23 protein-coding genes are annotated in these 19,950 nt (G+C 64.6%); 10 read left to right on the plus strand and 13 right to left on the minus strand.

What is annotated here, in order from left to right; genetic code table 11:
- Positions 1-68 precede the first annotated feature (68 nt).
- The 6 genes from E4P29_RS16220 to dctA all read left to right on the plus strand — a co-directional run bounded on the left by E4P29_RS16220 (position 69) and on the right by dctA (position 7,237).
- The gene (locus E4P29_RS16220) at positions 69-1,733 is read left to right on the plus strand and encodes an FAD-binding dehydrogenase (RefSeq protein ID WP_135046243.1); all 1,665 of its coding nucleotides are present in this window, start codon (positions 69-71) and stop codon (positions 1,731-1,733) included.
- A gap of 2 nt (positions 1,734-1,735) precedes the next feature.
- Positions 1,736-2,665 (plus strand): MBL fold metallo-hydrolase, encoded by a 930-nt coding sequence (locus E4P29_RS16225; RefSeq protein ID WP_245154360.1) that lies wholly within the window; start codon positions 1,736-1,738, stop codon positions 2,663-2,665.
- A gap of 114 nt (positions 2,666-2,779) precedes the next feature.
- Positions 2,780-3,826: an ABC transporter substrate-binding protein gene (locus E4P29_RS16230; protein ID WP_135046245.1), complete on the plus strand. Its 1,047-nt coding sequence runs from the start codon at positions 2,780-2,782 to the stop codon at positions 3,824-3,826.
- Positions 3,827-3,885: 59 nt separating this feature from the next.
- Entirely contained in the window at positions 3,886-4,875 is a 990-nt protein-coding gene (locus tag E4P29_RS16235; protein WP_135046246.1) for an iron chelate uptake ABC transporter family permease subunit, read from the plus strand.
- Complete coding sequence (locus tag E4P29_RS16240) at positions 4,872-5,651, plus strand: ABC transporter ATP-binding protein (protein ID WP_027496184.1); 780 nt, start codon at positions 4,872-4,874, stop codon at positions 5,649-5,651. Before E4P29_RS16235 ends, E4P29_RS16240 begins: the two co-directional genes overlap by 4 nt.
- A gap of 155 nt (positions 5,652-5,806) precedes the next feature.
- On the plus strand, positions 5,807-7,237 hold the full coding sequence (dctA, locus tag E4P29_RS16245; protein WP_135046247.1) for a C4-dicarboxylate transporter DctA: 1,431 nt from the start codon (positions 5,807-5,809) through the stop codon (positions 7,235-7,237).
- On the opposite strand, the gene E4P29_RS16250 is transcribed toward dctA, so the two are convergent.
- The 7 genes from E4P29_RS16250 to E4P29_RS16280 form a co-directional block, all read right to left on the minus strand.
- Positions 7,159-8,439: a SpoIIE family protein phosphatase gene (locus tag E4P29_RS16250; protein ID WP_135046248.1), complete on the minus strand. Its 1,281-nt coding sequence runs from the start codon at positions 8,437-8,439 to the stop codon at positions 7,159-7,161. The genes dctA and E4P29_RS16250 overlap by 79 nt on opposite strands.
- Before the next feature lie 17 nt (positions 8,440-8,456).
- A complete protein-coding gene (locus tag E4P29_RS16255; RefSeq protein ID WP_032368860.1) occupies positions 8,457-8,891 on the minus strand; it encodes an ATP-binding protein in 435 nt (144 codons plus the stop codon).
- Positions 8,888-9,277: an STAS domain-containing protein gene (locus tag E4P29_RS16260; protein ID WP_027496186.1), complete on the minus strand. Its 390-nt coding sequence runs from the start codon at positions 9,275-9,277 to the stop codon at positions 8,888-8,890. The genes E4P29_RS16255 and E4P29_RS16260 overlap by 4 nt, the downstream gene beginning before the upstream one ends.
- A 31-nt stretch (positions 9,278-9,308) precedes the next feature.
- Complete coding sequence (locus E4P29_RS16265) at positions 9,309-9,659, minus strand: STAS domain-containing protein (RefSeq protein ID WP_135046249.1); 351 nt, start codon at positions 9,657-9,659, stop codon at positions 9,309-9,311.
- 157 nt (positions 9,660-9,816) lie between these two features.
- The gene (locus tag E4P29_RS16270) at positions 9,817-11,409 is read right to left on the minus strand and encodes an NAD(P)/FAD-dependent oxidoreductase (RefSeq protein ID WP_135046250.1); all 1,593 of its coding nucleotides are present in this window, start codon (positions 11,407-11,409) and stop codon (positions 9,817-9,819) included.
- Positions 11,406-12,776: an APC family permease gene (locus E4P29_RS16275; RefSeq protein ID WP_135046251.1), complete on the minus strand. Its 1,371-nt coding sequence runs from the start codon at positions 12,774-12,776 to the stop codon at positions 11,406-11,408. Before E4P29_RS16275 ends, E4P29_RS16270 begins: the two co-directional genes overlap by 4 nt.
- Before the next feature lie 171 nt (positions 12,777-12,947).
- Entirely contained in the window at positions 12,948-13,385 is a 438-nt protein-coding gene (locus tag E4P29_RS16280; protein ID WP_135046252.1) for an SRPBCC family protein, read from the minus strand.
- 238 nt (positions 13,386-13,623) lie between these two features.
- On the opposite strand from E4P29_RS16280, the gene thiD reads away from it, so the two are divergent.
- A complete protein-coding gene (gene thiD / locus E4P29_RS16285; RefSeq protein WP_135046253.1) occupies positions 13,624-14,415 on the plus strand; it encodes a bifunctional hydroxymethylpyrimidine kinase/phosphomethylpyrimidine kinase in 792 nt (263 codons plus the stop codon).
- A gap of 103 nt (positions 14,416-14,518) precedes the next feature.
- Positions 14,519-14,824, plus strand: coding sequence for a hypothetical protein (locus E4P29_RS16290; protein ID WP_135046254.1), 306 nt, complete (start codon positions 14,519-14,521; stop codon positions 14,822-14,824).
- Between the two features lie 49 nt (positions 14,825-14,873).
- Here E4P29_RS16290 and E4P29_RS16295 read toward each other — a convergent pair whose 3' ends face one another.
- The 6 genes from E4P29_RS16295 to E4P29_RS16320 form a co-directional block, all read right to left on the minus strand.
- Positions 14,874-15,101 carry a hypothetical protein gene (locus E4P29_RS16295; protein WP_135046255.1) on the minus strand — a complete coding sequence of 76 codons (228 nt, stop codon included), beginning with the start codon at positions 15,099-15,101 and terminating at the stop codon, positions 14,874-14,876.
- Between the two features lie 28 nt (positions 15,102-15,129).
- Positions 15,130-15,387, minus strand: a complete 258-nt coding sequence (locus tag E4P29_RS16300) for a lipopolysaccharide assembly protein LapA domain-containing protein (protein WP_209205430.1) — start codon at positions 15,385-15,387, stop codon at positions 15,130-15,132.
- Between the two features lie 89 nt (positions 15,388-15,476).
- Positions 15,477-15,647 carry a CsbD family protein gene (locus E4P29_RS16305; RefSeq protein WP_027495724.1) on the minus strand — a complete coding sequence of 57 codons (171 nt, stop codon included), beginning with the start codon at positions 15,645-15,647 and terminating at the stop codon, positions 15,477-15,479.
- A gap of 116 nt (positions 15,648-15,763) precedes the next feature.
- Positions 15,764-16,570: a transglutaminase family protein gene (locus E4P29_RS16310; protein WP_135046256.1), complete on the minus strand. Its 807-nt coding sequence runs from the start codon at positions 16,568-16,570 to the stop codon at positions 15,764-15,766.
- Between the two features lie 84 nt (positions 16,571-16,654).
- The gene (locus tag E4P29_RS16315; RefSeq protein WP_135046257.1) at positions 16,655-17,674 is read right to left on the minus strand and encodes an LLM class flavin-dependent oxidoreductase; all 1,020 of its coding nucleotides are present in this window, start codon (positions 17,672-17,674) and stop codon (positions 16,655-16,657) included.
- An 81-nt stretch (positions 17,675-17,755) separates the two neighbouring features.
- Positions 17,756-18,337: a TetR/AcrR family transcriptional regulator gene (locus tag E4P29_RS16320; protein WP_230074079.1), complete on the minus strand. Its 582-nt coding sequence runs from the start codon at positions 18,335-18,337 to the stop codon at positions 17,756-17,758.
- Between the two features lie 93 nt (positions 18,338-18,430).
- Between E4P29_RS16320 and E4P29_RS16325 the strand changes: the two genes are divergently transcribed.
- Complete coding sequence (locus E4P29_RS16325) at positions 18,431-19,573, plus strand: acyl-CoA dehydrogenase family protein (protein ID WP_135046283.1); 1,143 nt, start codon at positions 18,431-18,433, stop codon at positions 19,571-19,573.
- A 43-nt stretch (positions 19,574-19,616) separates the two neighbouring features.
- The coding region (locus E4P29_RS16330) for a carboxyl transferase domain-containing protein (RefSeq protein ID WP_280634549.1) at positions 19,617-19,950 on the plus strand (334 nt) is incomplete at its 3' end.

Raw genomic sequence — 19,950 nt, forward strand, 5'->3', positions numbered from 1 at the left:
CCTTGAGATCCGACGCCGACGACAGCACAGTCGAGGGAGACACCCGGGTCGAGCAGAAGAGTGGGGCAATGGACGCAGACGTGATCGTGGTGGGGGCCGGCTTGGCCGGACTGGTGGCAACCGCCGAATTGGCCGACGCGGGAAAGCGCGTACTGCTCCTCGACCAGGAACCCGAGCAGAACCTGGGTGGTCAGGCGTTCTGGTCCCTCGGCGGACTGTTCATGGTCGACACGCCCGAACAGCGCCGAATGGGCATCAAGGATTCGGCGGAGCTGGCGTGGCAGGACTGGCTCGGCACAGCGACGTTCGATCGCGGCATCGACGACCCCGCAGGGGAGGACTACTGGGGCCATCGGTGGGCCAGGGCATACCTCAATTTCGCGGCAGGTGAGAAGCGGTCGTGGCTCCACGCTCAGGGAATGCGATGGGTCCCCATCGTCGGATGGGCCGAACGCGGCGGCTACCTGGCCGAGGGGCACGGAAACTCTGTCCCACGATTCCACCTGACGTGGGGCACCGGGCCGGGTGTCGTCGCGCCGTTCGAGCGACGCGTACGTGAGGCTGCCGACAAAGGACTGGTGCGCTTCGGTTTTCGGCATCGGGTCGACGGATTCGTCGTCGACGGGGGAGCGGTGGTCGGAGTTCGCGGTGCGATGCTCGAAGCCAGTGCAGCGGAGCGAGGGGCCGGAAGTACCCGCGTCGAAGTGGGTGAGTTCGAACTTCGCGCCGGAGCCGTGTTGGTGACGGCAGGAGGAATCGGAGCCAATCACGATCTGGTGCGCGAGAATTGGCCGGCGCGGCTCGGGACGCCGCCGGAGTCGTTGATCTCCGGGGTGCCCGAACACGTCGACGGACGGATGCTCGGCATCACCGAGAAGGCCGGCGGCCGGCTGGTCAACAAGGACCGCATGTGGCACTACACCGAAGGCATCAAGAACTGGAATCCGATCTGGAAGAACCACGGCATCAGAATCATTCCAGGCCCGTCGTCGATGTGGTTCGACGCACGCGGGCAACGGTTTCCGGTTCCGAACTTCCCCGGATTCGATACGCTGGGAACGCTGAAAGCGATCCAGGACAGCGGTTTCGAGTACTCGTGGTTCGTACTGACCCAGAAGATCATCGAGAAGGAATTCGCGCTGTCCGGGTCGGAACAGAATCCGGACATCACCGGCAAGAACCTCAAGCTCGTTCTCGGGCGGGTATTGCCCGGTGCCAGCGAACCGGTCGAGGCATTCAAGAAGAACGGCGAGGACTTCGTCGTCGCCGATTCTCTCGAAGAATTGGTCCGTGGAATGAACCGAATCACGGGCGAGGACCTGATCGACGGTGTCGACCTCAGGCGGCAGATAGAGTCGCGAGACCGTGAGGTGGACAATCCTTTCACCAAGGATCTGCAGATCTCTGCGATCCACAATTCTCGGCGCTCGCGCGGTGAACGCATCGCGCGTACCGCTGCGCTTCACAAGATTCTCGATCCCAAATCGGGTCCGTTGATCGCAGTGCGGTTGAACATCATCACCCGAAAGACACTGGGCGGCATCCAAACCGATCTCGACGGTCGCGTTCTCGATTCGATGGGCAATGCCGTCGAGGGGCTGTGGGCTGCCGGCGAGATCGCCGGATTCGGCGGCGGCGGTGTGCACGGCTACCGATCTTTGGAAGGAACCTTCCTCGGTGGATGCATCTTCGGTGGGCGACAGGCAGGGCGGGCCCTGGCGGCGCAGGCGTGAGAGTGCCGCGTTCGCTCGGTAGACCCGCAGTGCCCGATGCGGCCGAGATCGCCACCACGGCATCGGCGAATCCCCGTTCCCCGGTGTCGGTCTCGTTTCTCGGAGTGAGCACAGTGCTGTTCGACGACGGCGAGTCCGCGATCCTGACCGACGGCTTCTTCTCGCGTCCGTCCCTGCCGAAAACCCTTCTGCTGCGGCTACGTTCGGACGGCCCGAGAATCGACAGTGCGTTGAGTAGAGCCGGTATCGGGGCGCTCGACGCGGTGGTGTGCGCCCATTCTCATTTCGATCATGCCCTCGACTCGGCAGCGGTGGCGCTGCGCACCGGCGCGGCCCTGGTCGGTGGTTCCTCGACGGCACAGATCGGGCGGGGCGCGCAGATGCCCGAGGGTCGCATCACCGTCGTCGCCGACGGTTCCGCGGTCGAGCTGGGTCATTTCACCGTCACGTTCGTCGAGTCGGTTCACTCGTTTCCGGACCGAGCTCACGGAACGATCGATCGGCCACTGCGGCAGCCCGCTCGGGTGCGAGCGTTCCGGTGCGGTGAGGCGTGGTCGATGGCAGTCGAACACCGTCCGAGCGGCAGACGGGCTCTCGTCCACAGCAGTGCCGGGTTCCGAGCGGGCATGCTCGACGGCCTTTCCGCCGCGGTGGTGTACCTGTCCATCGGTCAGCTGGGGCGCCGGGAACGTGAGTACATCGAAGAGTATTGGCGGGAGACGGTGGTGTCGGTGGGGGCGCGGCGCGTCGTGCTGACGCATTGGGACGACTTCTTCCGGCCCCTCGACAGGCCGTTGCGGCCGCTGCCCTATGCCTTCGACGACATGCGCACCTCGCTCGACGTGTTGACCGCTTGTGCACGCAGAGATGGGGTCGACCTTCAGTTGCCGACACTGTGGCGGCGCGCGGACCCCTGGGCGGACATGGTCTGAGGCACCGAACGGGATCGACCGAAATACGTGGCGGTCAGCGAGCAAGATAGGGCAGGGTATCCTCTCCTCTTGTTCGTCCTCCCGCTCAGTACGTCGAGAAAGTTCGGTCACCCCGTGAAAAAAGGTACGAGGCGCGTCGCTGCCCTCTCGTCGCTGGTTCTTGCAGCAGGTCTGATCACCGCATGCGGTGAGTCCGAGGAGGTGTCGCAGACCGCGGCCACCGGCGGCGACGGCAAGACCGTCTACCCTCTCGTCCTCGACAACTGTGGCCAGTCGGTGACCGTCGACGCCCCGCCGCAGCGAGTGGTGTCTCTCGATCAGGACTCCACCGAGATCCTGCTGTCGCTCGGTCTGCAGGATCGCATGGTCGGGACAGCGTCGTGGACGGATCCGATCCGCGAGAATCTCGCCGAGGCGAACGCATCCGTTCCACGGTTGGCGGACAACGCGCCTACCTACGAGGTGGTGCTCGACACCGACCCGGATTTCGTGACCGCGTCGTTCGGCCGCCATTACAAGCAGGGCGGTGTCGCAGACCGTAGCCGCTTCGCCGAATCGAACATCGAAACCTATCTCGCACCCACCGACTGCGACAACGGCCTGAGCGTCAACGGTGGCAATCCCCGGACGACCCCGTTGACCATGGACGCGCTCTACCAGACCATTCGCGAAACGGCCGAGGTGTTCGACGTCCAGGAACGCGGTGAGGGCTTGATCAGCGAACTGCAAGGCCGGCTGGACGCGGCCACATCGGGCAACGACAAGACCGGTGAGAGCATCGCGTTCTGGTTCGCAGACACCAGGAGCCCGTACTTCGCCGGCCGCTCGGGTGCGCCTGCCCTCCTCGCCGATCAGGTCGGTGCCAGCAACGTCTACTCCGATCTGCAGGACGACTGGGAAGCAGTCGGGTGGGAAACAGTGGTGGACCGCGATCCGTCCGTGCTGGTGCTCGGAGACCTACTCCGTAATCGCTTCCCCGGGGACAAGCTGGAGGACAAGATTGCGTTCCTCGAATCGGACCCGGTCACCAGCACGATGGACGCGGTGAAGAACAAGCGGTACATCTCGCTGCACGGCGCAGAGATGAACCCCTCCATCCGTCTGGTCGACGCCGTCGAGAAGCTGACCGCAGGCCTGAATCAGATCGGCCCTCGGTCCTGAGCGCCACCACGGCCGAGCCGAGCGTCTCGGCGAAACGACAGATCGGCCTGCCCGCCGTCATGATCGGCGGAGTTCTCCTTCTGGTCGTATCCGTGGCAATCGCGATGACGCTCGGACCGGCGCAGATCTCGCTGGTCAATGTGCGTGACGTCGTGCTCAACCACCTGGGACTGGCGGACATCCCCGTCAGGGTGTCCAAGAACGCGATCGTGTGGGAAGAGCGTCTCCCACGCAGCCTCGTGGCAGCTGCATGCGGCAGCGGCCTCGGGATCTGCGGGGTCATCATGCAGTCGCTGCTCCGCAATCCGCTCGCCGACCCGTTCGTGCTCGGCATCAGTTCCGGCGCGTCGACGGGAGCGGTGCTGGTCGGAATCCTGGGAATCGGCGGGGCCGCCCTCGGACTGTCCGGTGGCGCGTTCATCGGGGCACTGGTGGCATTCGGATTGGTGCTGCTGCTCGCTCAACTCTCCGGCGGCAACAACGACCGCGTGATTCTGGCCGGAGTGGCGTCGACCCAGTTGTTCTCGGCATTGACGTCGTTGGTGATCTTCGCGTTCGCCGATTCCGACGAGACCCGCGGTGTCATGTTCTGGCTGCTGGGCTCGCTCGAGGGCGTTCGGTGGGACGACGTGATTCTGTGCGCCGCAGTCGTCGCGGTCGGGACCGCCGTCTGCTTCTACTACGCGTTCGTGCTCGACGCGTTCTCGTTCGGCAACGAGGTCGCGTCCTCACTGGGCATCCCGGTACGCAAGGCGCGCATCGCGCTTCTCGTCGTGACCGCCCTCATCACAGCCACCTTGGTGAGTGTTGCAGGGGCGATCGGATTCCTCGGGCTCGTGTTGCCGCATGCAGCGCGGTTCCTCGTCGGCTCGAGGCACGGTCGGCTCGTTCCGGTCACGGCTCTGATCGGGGCGGTCTTCATGGTCTGGGTGGATGCGGTGTCGCGCGTCGCGTTCGCGCCGACGCCACTGCCGGTCGGTGTGGGCACCGCGCTGGTGGGCGTCCCGGCATTCATCGCCATCCTGTCCAGACGGAAGAAGGCGTCATGACACTGTCGGCAACCGATGTCACGTGGCGCCGCGGCGGTGCGCTGGTCGTCGACGGGGTGTCCCTCGAGCCCGGCCCGGGCGATACCGTCGGGCTGCTCGGGCCCAACGGATCCGGCAAGTCCTCGCTGCTGCACCTGATGAACGGTGCCGTCAGGCCGACGTCGGGTGTGGTGACCCTCGACGGGACAGAGCTGTCCGCGATGCGGCGCAAGGACGTCGCAAAGATCGTGGCCGTGGTGAGTCAGCACGCCGACACGGACTTCGACATCACCGTCGCCGACGTCGTCCGGCTCGGACGCATTCCCCATCGAGGAGCGTTCGGCGGAGATGCAGCCGCGGATGCGGCGGCAGTGGATTCTGCACTGCGGCACACGGGTCTGGCAGGAAAGGCCCATTGCCTGTGGCATCAGCTGTCCGGCGGAGAGCGGCAGCGCGCGCAGATCGCGCGCGCCCTGGCGCAGGAGCCGCGGGAGCTGTTGCTCGACGAGCCGACCAACCATCTCGACATCCACCATCAGCTCGAATTGCTGGCGCTGGTCGCACGGTTACCCATCACGAGCGTCATCGCACTGCACGATCTGAACCTGGCGGCGATGTTCTGCACGCAACTCGTGGTGTTGTCCGAAGGCCGGGTGGTGGCAGCAGGCGCACCCGCCGATGTACTCACCGAGGAGCTGATCGCGCGGGTGTACCGCGTGCGTGCCCATGTGACCCTCGATGGACCGAACAACAGTCCGTCGATCCGATTCGAGCCCGGCCTCGGGGCGCACGTGTAACTCGACCTGCCGATCGAATCGACTGGTTTCACCATCGACCATCACCGTCAACATCGACGAAACATTCCTCCCGCACGATGATCGCGCCGAAACATCGTGCGACGCGACGGAGATGTCGCGTGGCACGACGGAAAACTCGATCGAACGGTGAGCGCATGACAGAACAACCGAACGCCACGGACACCGAGGCCGAACCCGGCGTACGCCGAAAGCCTTGGTATGCATCGCTTTTCGTGCAGTTGCTGATCGGCATAGTGGGAGGCATCGCGATCGGGTGGCTGTGGCCGGGCCTGGGGGCGGATCTCAAACCATTGGCCGACGGTTTCATCAAGCTCATCAAGATGCTGATCGCTCCGATCATCTTCTGCACCGTCGTCATCGGCATCGCCCATGTGGGCGACCTCAAGTCCGTCGGCCGCATCGGCGTGAAGGCCCTGGTCTACTTCGAGCTGATCACGACGTTCGCACTCGTGTTCGGCCTGGTGGTCGGCAACATCGTCAAGCCGGGCTCCGGGTTCTCCATCGATCCGCAGACCTTGGCCACCGGTGCCGAGGCTGTCGACAAGAAGACCGGCAGCGGCGAGTTGCCGCACACCGTGGACTTCTTGCTGAACATCATTCCGACCTCCGTGGTGTCGGCATTCGCGGAGAACGCGCTACTGCAGGTGTTGTTCTTCGCCGTGCTGTTCGGTTTGGCCTTGGCGAAGTTCGGTGAGAAGGGCCCGCCGATCGTGCTGGAACTCGTCGATCACATCAGCCACATCTTCTTCACCATCATCGGTTGGATCATGCGCCTGGCACCCCTCGGTGCCTTCGGGGCGATGGCGTACATCGTCGGCCAATACGGCATTTCGTCACTCGGTAGCTACGGGAAGCTGATCGCGTGCTGCTATCTGGCTGCCGTGTTGTTCATTCTCGTTCTCGCGGCCGTCGCGCGGTACTTCGCCGGAGTCAATCTCTGGAAGTTCTTGCGGTACATCAAGGACGAGTTGTTCCTTGCCCTCGGAACGGCATCGACGGAGGTGGTACTGCCACGCATCATGGTGAAGCTGACCGAGGCAGGCTGCTCCCGCACAACCACCGGTCTGGTGGTTCCGACGGGATATTCGTTCAACCTCGACGGAGCAACCCTCTATCTGTCGATCTGCATTCTCTTTCTCGCGCAGGCTCTCGGCGTCGACCTGACACTCGGAGAGCAGATCGCTGCGGTGTTGATCCTGATGCTGACCTCCAAAGGCATGGCCGGAGTACCGGGTTCGTCGTTCCTCGCATTGTCGGCGACCGTTGCGGCCATCGGGCACGGGTCCATCCCGGTTGCGGCCGTGGCGTTGCTGCTCGGTGCCGACCGGATCATGGACTCCATGCGAGTATCGGTGAACCTTCTCGGCAACTGCGTCGCGACATTCGTCGTGGCGAACTGGGAGGGCCAACTCGACAAAGAGCGAATGCGCAGAGTGCTCGACGGTGAGGAGGTACCGCCGTTGGAGGCGATCGAGGAGTCGAAGGACTACGAGCCGGTCGGATCCGAGCCGGAACCGGTATCGATCGGGGGAACCTCGAAGGCGAGCAACGCCACGTCGTCCTGAAGTCCGTCGCCGAACGAGGCCAACAACGCGGTCAGATCGTCGACGATCTTCGCCGCGGAGGTCCGGCCTCGTTCGGCGGCGAATGCGTGCAGACTGCCGTCGTCGTCGAAGCGAGTTCGGCCCGGGCCGACGATCGCCTCGGTCAGCCCGTCGGTGTAGAACGCCAACACGTCACCGGGCTGCATCGTCACCGTCGCCGAGGCGAAGTGCGGTTCGGTGAGGGCTCCGACCAACTGCCCGCCGGTGGTGTCCACGAATTCGACGACGCCGTCGTGCGCGATACGAAGAGCCGGCGGGTGGCCACCGCTGGCGAGGTGCACCACGGCGCCTTCGGGTCCCGGCGCGACGGTACCGAAGACCACGGTGCAGAATCGCGGATCGTCGCCGTGAAACTCGTGGTGGAGCACCGTGTTGAGGTTCTCGAGTACGGCGATCGGATCCCGATCGAAGACCGCTGCGGCCCGCAGCGTGTATCGAGTCAGGGACGTGACGGCAGCCGCGCCCGCTCCTTTCCCGCTCACGTCGCCGAGGAAGAAACCCCACGTCGCGTTGTCGAGGGGAAACACGTCGTAGAAGTCGCCGCCCACTTCGTCGATGGACGCGGGGTGGTAGTGGGCCGCCACCTGCATGCCCGTCGGCGCGGACAGGATCGGCGGCAACAGTGTGCGTTGCAGAGTCGAGGCCAGAATCTGTACCTGAGTCTTCTCGGCTTCCGCCAACTTGCGGGCTTCTTCCGACGCGCCCAATGCATCCTGAGATCGGTCGAGAGCTGCTTCGGCGTCGTCCTGAGCTGCCTCGGCATACATTCGCGCATCCATCAGGTGCTGCTCGCGGACTCGGCGCTCGGTCTCGTTGTGGAGTGTCATGGTCACCGTCGTCGCACCGGACACCGCTCGCAAACTGTTGGCGAGCATCGACACCGCCGTCTGCGAGCCCGATGCGGGTGCGCCGGTGAGTTGCGCCGTCACTCCGATGGGCGAGTCGGAGTCGGACGACGTGGCTGCCGCGAGCAGTTCGCGCAAAACCGGTGCGAACTCGGGGCTGAAAAGATCCGTGACTGCGGTGCCGACCAGATCGTCCCGACTCAGTGCCGTGATGCGAGCGGCCGCCGCGTTGGCGTAAAGGATGTCGCCGGACGCAACGTCGATCGAAAAAACCCCGCACGGTGCGGAGTCGAGTAGTTCGGCAGCCGAGGCGGTCATGGCTTCTCCTACCAAGATTACGAGGGGCGGCCGGTTGATTCGGCCGTGACTGGGTTCCGCCACACTGCGGTGACCACGGTGCCCAGACCTGGACGGTGGTCGACGGTGAGGTCGTCGGACACTGCCTCGGCGAGCTGAAGCCCGTGGCTTCGTGTGGTCGTCGGTGCCGGCGGACGCCACGTGCCGGTGTCCGAGACGGTGACGGTCAGTGTCTCGCGTTCGTACGCTGCCGTGATCGTCATCGTCCCCGGTTCGGGCGCGGAGCTGTAGGCGTGTTCGACGACGTTGGCCAGGGCTTCGTAGGCCCCGAGAGCGATGTCGTCCACGAGAGTCCGATGCACTCCCAGGTCGAGCGCCCAACCCTGGAGTCGGCGCCGAGCGGCGCTGGCAGCAGCAGCCTCAGCGGTCGCAGTGTGACTCCACCGACTGGCGGGCTGTGAGTGGGACGTCATCGGCCACCCTCACTGTCGACCGCGCTCGACTGCACGTGCGCCACAGCCTCGGGAACGGTGGTGAACGTGGCCATCACCCGGTCGATTCCGCTGAGTTGAACCGGGCGAACGACCACCCCGTCGACGGCGACCAGTGCCATCCGTGACGATTCGGGCAGCCGGTCGGACACCCGGACCAACACGGTGATGGCGCTCGACGACAGAAAGCTCACATCGGTCATGTCGACCACCAGTCCGCGTTCCGCGGCGTCGGCCGCAGGGAACGCAGCGGCGGACAAGTGGGGGATGGTATCCAGGTCGAGTTCGCCTCTGACTGTGATGACGGTTGTCGCGTCGTGCACATCCGAAACGATCTCGAACTGTCCTCCGGTCGGGTCGTCAGACATACGGCCGAGGTTACCTGTCATCGTGTCCGATTCACGATCCAGGCGCGTCGACGAACAGGTCGCCTGCACCCAGTACGTCGAGGACCATGCGCACCGAACGGGCCGGTGCGTGGATGACGATCTTGCCCGGGTGGGTGTATGTCGCGTCGACGATGGCATTCGCGACTCCCGAGTAGACGAACGACACCTCGGACAAGTCGATCGTGACCACGGAGGAAACGGCGGCCAGGCGATCGAGGCCGTGGACGAACTCGGCCCGGGTCGACACGTCGAGTTCACCGAAGGCGCGCAGGATGTTGTTCCCGTCGGAACGGACTATGGTGTCGAGTCGGAACTCGGCTTCGTCGTCGCGAACGGCGTTGTCCATGGTGGCAATGCTCATCGACATGTCGAGACCTCTTCCGGAGAAGTGCGCGGCCGGCTGGTGTCTCCGCCTGCTCGCTGGTTTGTTGTGTAGTCAACGATGCCAGTGCGAGATGTCGGACGGTGATGTCGACGATCTCGAGTCGGTAACGAAAGATCTCGTTTCGATAACGCCGTCATCGGGTCAGGAATTCGATCAGTGCACTGGTGACTTTCTTTCGCGCCCATCCGCGCGCCCCTCGCTGGCCGAGTGCGGCCCGAGCGGCGTTGGCCCCGGCCGCACCGTGGACTCCGCCCCCGGGGTGGGCGGACGCGGACCCGAGGAACAATCCTTCCACCGGGGTCTCCGCGCGCCCCAATCCTGGCGTGGGACGAAAGATCAACTGCTGCTGTAATTGTGCGGTACCACCGTTGACGGCACCGCCGTGCAGGTTGGCATCGGCGCCGTGCAGATCACTCGGTCTTTGCACCACCCGTCCCACCACCGAATCGGCGAATCCCGGGGCGTGCTGTTCCAACACCTGATCGACGCGGTCGGCGACGGTCTCGGCGGCCGAGTCGTCGACGACGCCGCGCGGCAGATGTGTGTAGGCCCAAGCGCTTTCGGTGCCCTCGGGCGATCTGGACCGGTCCGCTGTGGTCATCTGGCCGAACAACATGAACGGGCTCTGCGGGAGAACCCCGGTCGTGAGATCGGCCGCCCAATGGACCAGGCCGTTGTCGTCCGCGCCGAGGTGGACGGTGCCCGCGTCGGCCAAAGATGCCGAGCGCCAAGGTATTCTGCGGTCGAGAGCGTAGTTGAGCTTGACCACCGGGGTGTCCCACTCGAACGTACGTAGGTCGTCGTGCACGCGACGCGGGACCGCATCGAAGGGCAGCAACGACCCGTACAGCGCGGGGGCCGACACGTCGGCAACGATCGCTCGACGAGTGCGGAACGTCTCGCCACCTGTCGTGTGCACGGCGCGTGCACGACCGCCCCGCACGTCGATGGACTCGACGGGTCGACTGCACGTCAGCACAGCACCCGAGGCCTGGGCCCGGCAAATCAACGCGTCGGTCAATGCCGACGATCCACCTACGGGCGCCGGATACCCGACGTCCTGCGCGAGCATCGTCAGCAGATATCCCATCATTCCGCTCACCGGCGCGTCGGTGGGTACGTCGCCGTGCATCGCATTGCCCAGTAGCAGGCACCGCGCGGCCTCGCTGCGGAACAGCTCGTGGGCCATCACCCGTGCAGGCAACGCAGCGAACCGGACGAAGCGCAGTGTCTCGGAGACGCCGAGAGTGCGCGCCAATCGTGCTGCCGGCAGTACCGGTGGAAACGGCCCGAAGAGCGAACCGAGCAGGGGAGTGCGAATACGTTCCCACTGCTCGAACAGGCGCAGCCACGTGTCACCGTCGCGTACGTCGTGCTCACGCAACAGAGCAGCGGTCGCCTCGACGTCGTGATGGACGACCGGAGCGTCGGTGTCCTCCGGGGATCGCGCGTGGCCGTAGACCGTCGGCGAGTGAGACCACGTCAGTCCGTGACGCTCGAGCTCGAGTGCTGTCATGGCGGGCGAGGACACAGCCAGCGGATAGAACGCGCTGAACAGGTCGCTGGTGAATCCAGGAACCAGTTCGGCACTGCGGACGGCGCCGCCGGGTAGTTCGGCCGCCTCGAGAATCACGACGTCCCACCCCGCGTCGGCCATCGCCGCGGCGGCGACCAATCCGTTGTGACCGCTACCTATGACGACTGCGTCGACCTCTGTGGTGGTCATCGGGTGATGCTCCTGGGCTCGGTCGCGGTCTTGTTGCTCACAACCCTACCGACGTAGTACAGCGCGATTCCGACTGCGAGCAGCAGCCCGGCGCGGAGCCACGTGGCCGCGGACTGCTGAGTGAGCAGCACGGCACACGTGATCAACGCCAGTACGGGAAGCGCCGTCGGCGTTCGGAAGTGGTCGGTGTCGGATCGGTCTCGACGCAGCACGAGCACGGCAATGTTGGTACTGGTGAAGACGAACAACAGAAGAAGCACGACCGTTTCGGCGAGTGCGGCCACGGAGCCGGTGGTACACAACACCATTGCGACCACAGTGGTCGCCACGATGGCCGCCCATGGAGTCTGGCGGCCGGGCAGCACCTTGGCCAGGGCGGCCGGAAGCAATCCGTCGCGGGCCATGCCGAAGGTCAATCTCGACGCCATGATCATCGTCAGCAAGGCACCGTTGGCGACGGCCACGAGGGCGACGAGGCTGAAGACCCACGGTGGGATTCCGGCGTCGGCGGCGTCGACGACCTCGAGCAGCGGACCGGTGGACTGGGCCAGGGTGTCCGCGGGTACGACCGTCGAGACTGCGAGACCGACCAGCACGTAGACCACACCGGCAGTCGTGACGGCTCCGAGCAGAGCCCGGGGATACACCCGCCGCACATCCTCGACCTCCTCGGCGATGTTGGCCGACGTCTCGAAACCGACGAACGAGTAGAAGGCGAGCAGAGCTGCACCCAGTACTGCCAGCGTCGGCGTGGTGTCGTCGGTGAATTCGAGCACCCGTGACGGCGCGCCGTCGCCGCGGCTCAGAACGAGCCCGGCCAGGGCGATGATCACGACGAGACCGGACACCTCGATCACCGTCATACCGAGGTTGGCCCGGAGAGATTCGGTGATGCCGCGGGCATTGAGAAGTCCGACGAGAAGTAGGAAGACGACCGCCGCAGGCACCGCGGGCATGTCGAGGAACACTGCGAGGTAGTCGCCCGAGAAGGCGAGCGCGAGACCTCCGGCGCTCGTCACGCCTGCCGCGAGCATCGAGAATCCGACGAGGAACGACACTATCGGTCGCCGGAATGCCCGCTGGGCGAACACAGCTGCCCCACCTGCTCGCGGGTACTTGGTCACCAATTCGGCGTAGGACGCCGCAGTGAGCAACGCCATCAGGAGAGCAAGAAGCATCGGCAGCCAGATCGCTCCGCCGACCTCACCCGCGATTTCCCCGACGAGAGCGTAGATCCCGGCACCCAGCACGTCACCGAGAATGAAGACGAACAACAACTTGCCCGAGATCGCCCGGCGCAGTGGCGTCGACGACTCGTCGGACTCGGAGCCGTCCGGGCGGACGCTCGGACTGTGGTCGGACGTCATCAGTGCCGGTTCCCGCTTCGGGGGCCGGTGCTGGAGACAGGTCGAATCGATCGACGAAGTGGGAGAGTCATGTCAATCGCATGCCCGCTGCATTCGGTCTTCAATCGTGTTCGGCCGTTCCGTTGCGGCACAGACGTTTCGGTGAGCGGGCCGTGCCGGACCCGGCAGGTTCTACGGGTTCGATGCGCGCTCCGCCAACAGCGCGAGACGCCTCAGTGCCTCGGAATTCCGGGGGTGAGCCAGCGCATGTTGAACCCGGTTGGGCACGAGCTCGAACGGCGGTGTGCTCGCGTGCTCGATCATTTCGATCGTGCAGCCGGTTGCGGTCGGGTGCATCCGGACGGTGATGGAGGCGCGTCCGAACGGCATGGCCCGGGCTTCCAGCTGTAATTCGCGGTTCTCGTGAACGGCGACCGAGCGCGTCACGTCGCTGAGCACGAGCGGCCAGGCCCCGACCGAATGGTGGATGACACTGCCGGGAGCAGGCCACGCCGCGTCGACCGCTCTGATTCGGGATGCACCGACCACCCACATTGCGTAGGACCAGCCATCGGCAAGAACGTTCCACACGTCCTCGCATCGAGCTGTGGTGTCACGTTTCGTCGTCACGCTCGGACCTCCGTCGTCATCTCGGTACGCTGCTACGCCGAACGAAAAGCGTTGGTGTGCCGCCGCTCTCGGGGCACACGTCCGGCGGTTGCGCAGTGGGGGACCGGCCTGGACTCGACTCGGATATCGGTGACGCTACCTGCCACTGAGCCGGGGCACAACGCGGGAAGCGGGCCCGGCGCACGCGGCTTCTCGACCACCCGGCGCGGTATGGGGCGTCGGTTGCCATAATGGGCCGATGTCGACAATCGCGTACGTGATCGCAGGTTCGGAAGCCACCGGCGGGGCCGGTCTGCAAGCAGATCTCAAGACGTTCGAGCGGTTGGGGGTCTACGGGGTCGGCACCATCACGTGCATCGTGTCCTTCGATCCGAAGGCCGAATGGGGCCACCGCTTCGTGCCGATCGACAGTTCGGTGATCGCCGATCAGATCGAAGTCGCCACCGCCGCTCACGATCTCGATGTCGTCAAGATCGGCATGCTGGGCACCCCTGCCACCGTCGCCACCGTTGCGGAATCACTGCGCCTGCAGCCGTGGCGTCATGTGGTGGTCGACCCCGTGCTGATCTGCAAGGGCCAGGAACCCGGTGCGGCTCTCGACACCGACAATGCGCTTCGTCGCGACATTCTTCCGCTGGCCACCGTCATCACACCCAACCTGTTCGAGGCGACGACGTTGTCCGGAATGGACTCCATCGACACCGTCGAGGATCTCGGTGAGGCGGCCACGAGGATCGCCGACCTCGGACCGCAGTACGTCGTGGTCAAAGGTGGTGCCGGTCTACCCGGAGACGAAGCCGTCGACGTGGTGTTCGACGGGAAGGACCTCACCGTCCTGCGCGCCCCGAAGATCGGCGACGAGAGGGTGTCCGGCGCAGGATGCGTGTTTGCAGCTGCCATCACAGCCGAGTTGGCGAAGGGATCCGGCGTGCTCGACGCAGTGGCCACGGCGAAGGATTTCGCCCATGCCGGCATCGTCGGCCGGTTGTCGAGTCGTGCTCCGTTCTCTGCCGTGAGTTGGCACGATTGATCTTCCGATCCGACGTCAGGTTTACCGCCGGTGACTAGCGGGCAGCCGACGTGGACGGTTTGTCTCGAATGGGACCGACGGTCCGTATCCGGAGAGGATCCACATGACAGACGAGAACTCGAGCGAAGCCGACGCCGGGGCACGCGACGACGATCGGACCACTCGCGGGCACGCGGGTGAGGCGATCGTCGACACGCGTAACTGGCCCGGCTACATCTGCATCGGGGTGGCTTTGGTCAGCCTCGGTCTCACTCTCACTGCGGCAGGTTACGGATTCACCGGGTGGGTGTGGATCGGGGCAGTAGCCGCGCCGGTCCTACTCGCAGCCGGAATCACCCTGGTGCTGTTGGAACGCAAGCGTGTCAAGGCTCAGGAAGGCAAGTCCCTGACCGACCCGGCGGGACATTGATCGCAGCCGCCGTGGCAGGGCCAACCGGTCGACGCTGTCGTCGACCGGCCTAGCGAAGGGAATGCTGCGTCCCGCGTTCCTTCTTGCTGTGAGCCTTGTCTGCTCGACGTTGCGCGAATCTGCCGGCAGACTTCAAAGCCTTGGATACGACATTGGCTCTGCCCGTGCGTTTTTCGAGACTGACGCCGGCGAATACGAGGAGTCGGGCAGCAATCGGCAAGCCGATCGCGACGACGAGGTAGCGGTAGAGATACTTGCGAGCCAGCAGCGGGATCATGCCAGAAATCCTGTCGTGGGCGAGGTTGTCAGCGGACGGCCCGGCGAACCTTGAATGCCGCTGTTGCCGTCAGCGCGATGATTGCTCCGACGACGGCTGCACCGAGCATTGCGACGCCCTGCCCGAGATCGAAGTTCCAGCCGAGGAAGTTGATCGTGCTGTGGACGGTGTTCTGCAGCACGAAGATGACCAGTGCCGCGACGAGCACGACCGTGACGAGGAGGGCCAACTTCGAGGCGAATCCGCCGCGGCGCTTGGTGGTTGTGGTGTCCGATGTTGTAATCATGAGGGTTTCCGTTCTGTGAGGTGGGAGGTGAGCAGAAGCCGAGTGCCGCCGATCGCGGTGACCGGCGGCACTCGATGCGGGGCTGCTGGTTACTTGAAGGTGTCCTTGATGTTCTCGCCGACCTTCTTGACGCCGGCCGAACCCTGATCCTTCTTGCCCTCGGCCTCGAGGTCCTTGTTGTTCGTTGCGTCGCCGACAACTTCCTTCGCCTTGCCGATGGCGTCCTCTGCTGCGTTCTTGGCCTTGTCGATGAAGCTCATGGTGTGCACCTTTCGGGTGGCTGTGATCGTTGGTAACGGATACTTAGTCGGTTATTCGGTGCGAAAACAAACGCCGGTGCCTGTGTGATGTGTGTCACAGGTGTGCACTCGTATCGTCACGTCAGAGACACGAGCTCCGTGATGTCGTCCTGTGGGAGTTCGCCGTCGACCACTGCTGTGACGACGGAGCTGTTCAGAGTGATGGCACCCTTGTGGTTGTCCAGAAATGCCGTGTCCGCTGCGTCCCTGCCCACGGAGATTCGGACCAGAGTGGACCGCGGTGCCAGGCACGTGGCGTCGACGACACGCCACTGGCCGCCGACGAACGCCTCGGCGACGGCATGGAAATCCATCGGATCGCACCCGGGCGCGTACACGGCCACGAGGCGGGCAGGAACATTGACAGCGCGCAGCATCGCGACGACCAAGTGCGAGTAATCGCGGCACACTCCCTGGCCTGCGAGCAGCGTGTCGACGGCTCCGTCGATCGGATCACTGCTTCCCGGAACGTAATTCAGGCGTGAACCCACCCAGGCGGAGATCTTGGCCAACAGTTCCTCGGAATCGGCGTAGTCGCCGAATTCCGTTGCGGCGAAGCCGTAGAACTTGTCGGCTTCTGCGTAACGACTGGGCCGGAGGTAGAGCGACATGTCGTAGTCGGTGACGGGAGCCGGAGTGGTGTTGCCCAGGATGGTGGCGTCGTACGAGACCTGCAAGTTGCCGACGTCGGCGGGCATGACGTGAATCCGATTGCCGTGCGGTCCGCTGACCTCCTTCGCCTCGACGGGATTACCGTCGAGAACGAAGGAGAGCGATTCGGTGACCGTCGTACCGGGGTGCGGTGCGACGGCGATCTGGAATTCGAGTGTGGTGGCGGCGGTGATGTCTACATCGAGGCGTGCGGATACGTCGCGTTTGAGCATGGGGACTCCTGGCAGGTGGGGGTGGGTGAACCTGCTGCCAGTTCCCGTATCCGCCGAAACCAATCGCGCCTGGTCACCGAGTGATCAGCGCCACCCCAGTGCGGGGGCCACGTCGCGCAACAGTGTCTCCAGAATGTGTGCGCAGTACTCCACGCCCAACTGGTTCGGGACGGTGAGCAGCAGCGTATCCGCCGCGGCGATGGCTTCGTCTGCAGCGAGTTCTTCGATGAGCCGATCTGGCTCACCGGCGTAGGTCTTGCCGAACCGGGCCTTGCCGCCGTCGAGGTAGCCGACTTGGTCGTCGCCGCTGCCCTCCCGTCCGAAGTAGGCACGATCCAGGTCGTTCACGATCGGAAAGATGCTGCGGCTCAAGGACGTTCGCGGAGTGAAGTCGTGGCCGGCGTCGCTCCACGTCTTGTGAAAACGTTCGATCTGCTCGGCTTGCAACTGATGGAAGGGCACCCCGGTGTCTTCGCTGAGAAGTGTGGAGCTCATCAAGTTCATGCCCTGGCGTGCCGTCCACTCGGCCGTCTCGCGGGTGCCTGCGCCCCACCAGATTCGTTGGCGCAGACCCGGTGCGTGAGGTTCGAGGCGCAGCAGGCCAGGCGGGTTGGGGAACATCGGCCGCGGGTTCGGCTGAGCGAAGCCCTTGCCTTCCAACAGATCGAGGTAGATGCGGGTGTGCTCGCGAGCCATGTCTGCATGGTCGGAGCCCTCCGCGGGGGAGTATCCGAAGTGGCGGTACCCCTCGATGACCTGTTCGGGCGATCCCCGGCTCACGCCGAGTTGCAACCGCCCGCCAGAGATGAGGTCGGCAGAGCCGGAATCCTCGGCCATGTAGAAGGGATTCTCGTACCGCATGTCGATGACGCCGGTACCGATTTCGATGGTGCTCGTCCTGGCTCCGACGGCGGCGAGCAGCGGAAACGGCGACGAGAGCTGATTGGCGAAGTGATGGACGCGGTAGTACGCGCCGTCGGCTCCGAGTTCCTCGGCGGCGACCGCGAGGTCGATCGACTGCAGCAGCACGTCCGATGCCGATCGGGTCTGCGACTGCGGGGACGGTGACCAGTGTCCGAAGGACAGAAATCCGATCTTTTTCATCGTGAGCTCTTTCGTTGAAGGATCAACTACGTTCGTAGGACTCAGCGCACTTCGGGGTCGATTCATTCCCCCGTGCCGGCACTACGCCCCGATGCCCGCCGTCAACAACTTCGCCAGCTCGAGGTAGGCGTCTCCGTCGCTGAGACCGGTCAGGCGGAACACCTCGCGCGTCTGAATGCGCACCATGACCGAGGATGCGACGTCGCCGACGAATGCCGCATGGACGTCGCGTACCTCACCGCTCGCTACGCCCTCGCTGATCAGTTCCTGCACGCGTCGTGCCGCGATCGCGGTGTTGCGTTCGTACACCGAACGCGCCGATTCGAGCGACGCGAGATCGGTCATGAATTGTTCGGACGCCGATTCCAGAGCGGCACCGACTGCGGTGAGATATGTGGTGATGCGGTTGCGGGTTCCGTCGACCTCGGCGACCGCATTCTCGACCTGAGTGGTCATGGATTTGAAGTAGTGCACGGTTGCGCCGCCCACCAGCTGATCCTTGCTCGACGCCAGCGTGTACAAGGTGGATTTGGAGCAGCGGAGGCGGGCCGCGATGGTGTCGAGCGTCAGGTGAGCGAAACCCTCGGCCAGGAACAGGCTGACGAGTTGGTCGAACAATTCCGAACGGCGAGCCGTGGCGTGCGAGGTCACGGGTGCGTTCACATCCAGGATGGTACTGCATCGTGTTGTGCAGTACTGTGCATCAGTACTGCGGATCATTCTTCAGTACTGATGCCGAACATCCCGGAGGTTCTAGTGCCCGTCGCTCGCCTGTTGCCCACTGCCGAAGCGCGCGACCTCATCGCGCTGACCCGTGACGTGGCGGACAAGGTGCTCGACCCGATCGTCGACGACCACGAACGGCGTGAGGCGTACCCCGACGGAGTGTTCGACACCCTCGGCGAGGCGGGCCTGTTGAGCCTGCCCTACGCGGAGGAGTGGGGCGGGGGAGGACAACCGTACGAGGTCTATCTCCAGGTTCTCGAAGAACTGGCATCGCGCTGGGCGGCCGTTGCAGTTGCGGTGAGCGTGCACGGCCTGGCTTGTCACCCCCTGATGGTTTTCGGTACCGATCAGCAGAAAGCCGACAAGCTTCCCGGCATGCTCAGTGGTGCACAGATCGGCGCGTACTCACTGTCCGAGGCGCAGGCCGGCTCGGACGCTGCCGCATTGAGTTGCAAGGCCACCCCGATCGAGGGCGGCTACACGGTCAACGGTTCGAAGGCGTGGATCACACACGGCGGAGTGGCCGACTTCTACAACCTCTTCGCCCGCACCGGCGAAGGCTCCAAAGGGATCTCGTGTTTCCTCGTTCCGGACGGAACCGACGGCCTGAGCTTCGGCAAGCCGGAGGAGAAGATGGGGTTGCATGCGATCCCGACCACGTCGGCGCACTACGACAACGTGCACGTTCCCACCGAATGGCGCATCGGAGCGGAAGGCCAAGGACTGCAGATCGCCTTCAGTGCGCTGGACGCCGGAAGGCTCGGAATCGCCGCTGTCGCAGTCGGAATCGCGCAAGCTGCGCTCGACGATGCCGTGAAGTACGCGCAGGAACGCACTGCGTTCGGCAAGAAGATCATCGACCATCAGGGTCTGGGGTTCGTGCTGGCGGACATGGCCGCCGCAGTCGACTCCGCACGCGCGACGTATCTCGACGCGGCTCGCCGTCGGGATGCCGGACTTCCATACTCCCGCAACGCTTCTGTGGCCAAGCTGATCGCAACCGATGCGGCCATGAAGGTGACGACCGACGCCGTACAGGTGTTCGGCGGGTACGGCTACACCCGAGACTTCCGCGTCGAGCGCTATATGCGCGACGCCAAGATCACGCAAATCTTCGAGGGCACCAACCAGATTCAGCGTCTCGTCATCGCCCGATCACTCGCGACCAACTGACCATCCGCACCTTGCTTTCCACACACACGTAGGGGACATCTGCATGACGACAACCGAACCCGATATCCATACCACTGCGGGTAAATTGGCCGATCTTCGTAAACGTCTGGGGGCTGCGGAGATGCCGTCGGGTGAGGCGGCGGTGGAGCGGGTGCATGCGAAGGGCAAGTTGACTGCGCGGGAGCGGATCACCGCCCTGCTCGACGAGGGGTCGTTCGTCGAGCTCGATGCGTTGGCGCGGCACCGATCACAGAATTTCGGGTTGGGTGACAATCGCCCCTTCGGTGATGGTGTCGTCACCGGCTACGGCACGGTCGATGGCCGTGATGTGTGCGTGTTCTCCCAGGACGCGACCGTCTTCGGCGGCAGCTTGGGTG

This window comes from Rhodococcus sp. 1R11 (assembly GCF_004563845.1).
GTDB lineage: Bacteria > Actinomycetota > Actinomycetes > Mycobacteriales > Mycobacteriaceae > Rhodococcoides.

Bases quoted from the DNA above. Each gene is read 5' to 3' on its own strand.
- E4P29_RS16275 (WP_135046251.1), bottom strand. From the start codon at position 12,776: ATGACGTCCGACCACAGTCCGAGCGTCCGCCCGGACGGCTCCGAGTCC.
- E4P29_RS16315 (WP_135046257.1), bottom strand. From the start codon at position 17,674: ATGAAAAAGATCGGATTTCTGTCCTTCGGACACTGGTCACCGTCCCCG.
- E4P29_RS16235 (WP_135046246.1), top strand. From the start codon at position 3,886: ATGATCGGCGGAGTTCTCCTTCTGGTCGTATCCGTGGCAATCGCGATG.
- E4P29_RS16240 (WP_027496184.1), top strand. From the start codon at position 4,872: ATGACACTGTCGGCAACCGATGTCACGTGGCGCCGCGGCGGTGCGCTG.
- E4P29_RS16300 (WP_209205430.1), bottom strand. From the start codon at position 15,387: ATGATTACAACATCGGACACCACAACCACCAAGCGCCGCGGCGGATTC.
- E4P29_RS16310 (WP_135046256.1), bottom strand. From the start codon at position 16,570: ATGCTCAAACGCGACGTATCCGCACGCCTCGATGTAGACATCACCGCC.
- E4P29_RS16250 (WP_135046248.1), bottom strand. From the start codon at position 8,439: ATGACCGCCTCGGCTGCCGAACTACTCGACTCCGCACCGTGCGGGGTT.
- E4P29_RS16255 (WP_032368860.1), bottom strand. From the start codon at position 8,891: ATGACGTCCCACTCACAGCCCGCCAGTCGGTGGAGTCACACTGCGACC.
- E4P29_RS16265 (WP_135046249.1), bottom strand. From the start codon at position 9,659: ATGAGCATTGCCACCATGGACAACGCCGTTCGCGACGACGAAGCCGAG.
- E4P29_RS16305 (WP_027495724.1), bottom strand. From the start codon at position 15,647: ATGAGCTTCATCGACAAGGCCAAGAACGCAGCAGAGGACGCCATCGGC.
- dctA (WP_135046247.1), top strand. From the start codon at position 5,807: ATGACAGAACAACCGAACGCCACGGACACCGAGGCCGAACCCGGCGTA.
- thiD (WP_135046253.1), top strand. From the start codon at position 13,624: ATGTCGACAATCGCGTACGTGATCGCAGGTTCGGAAGCCACCGGCGGG.
- E4P29_RS16260 (WP_027496186.1), bottom strand. From the start codon at position 9,277: ATGTCTGACGACCCGACCGGAGGACAGTTCGAGATCGTTTCGGATGTG.
- E4P29_RS16220 (WP_135046243.1), top strand. From the start codon at position 69: ATGGACGCAGACGTGATCGTGGTGGGGGCCGGCTTGGCCGGACTGGTG.
- E4P29_RS16270 (WP_135046250.1), bottom strand. From the start codon at position 11,409: ATGACCACCACAGAGGTCGACGCAGTCGTCATAGGTAGCGGTCACAAC.
- E4P29_RS16295 (WP_135046255.1), bottom strand. From the start codon at position 15,101: ATGATCCCGCTGCTGGCTCGCAAGTATCTCTACCGCTACCTCGTCGTC.
- E4P29_RS16290 (WP_135046254.1), top strand. From the start codon at position 14,519: ATGACAGACGAGAACTCGAGCGAAGCCGACGCCGGGGCACGCGACGAC.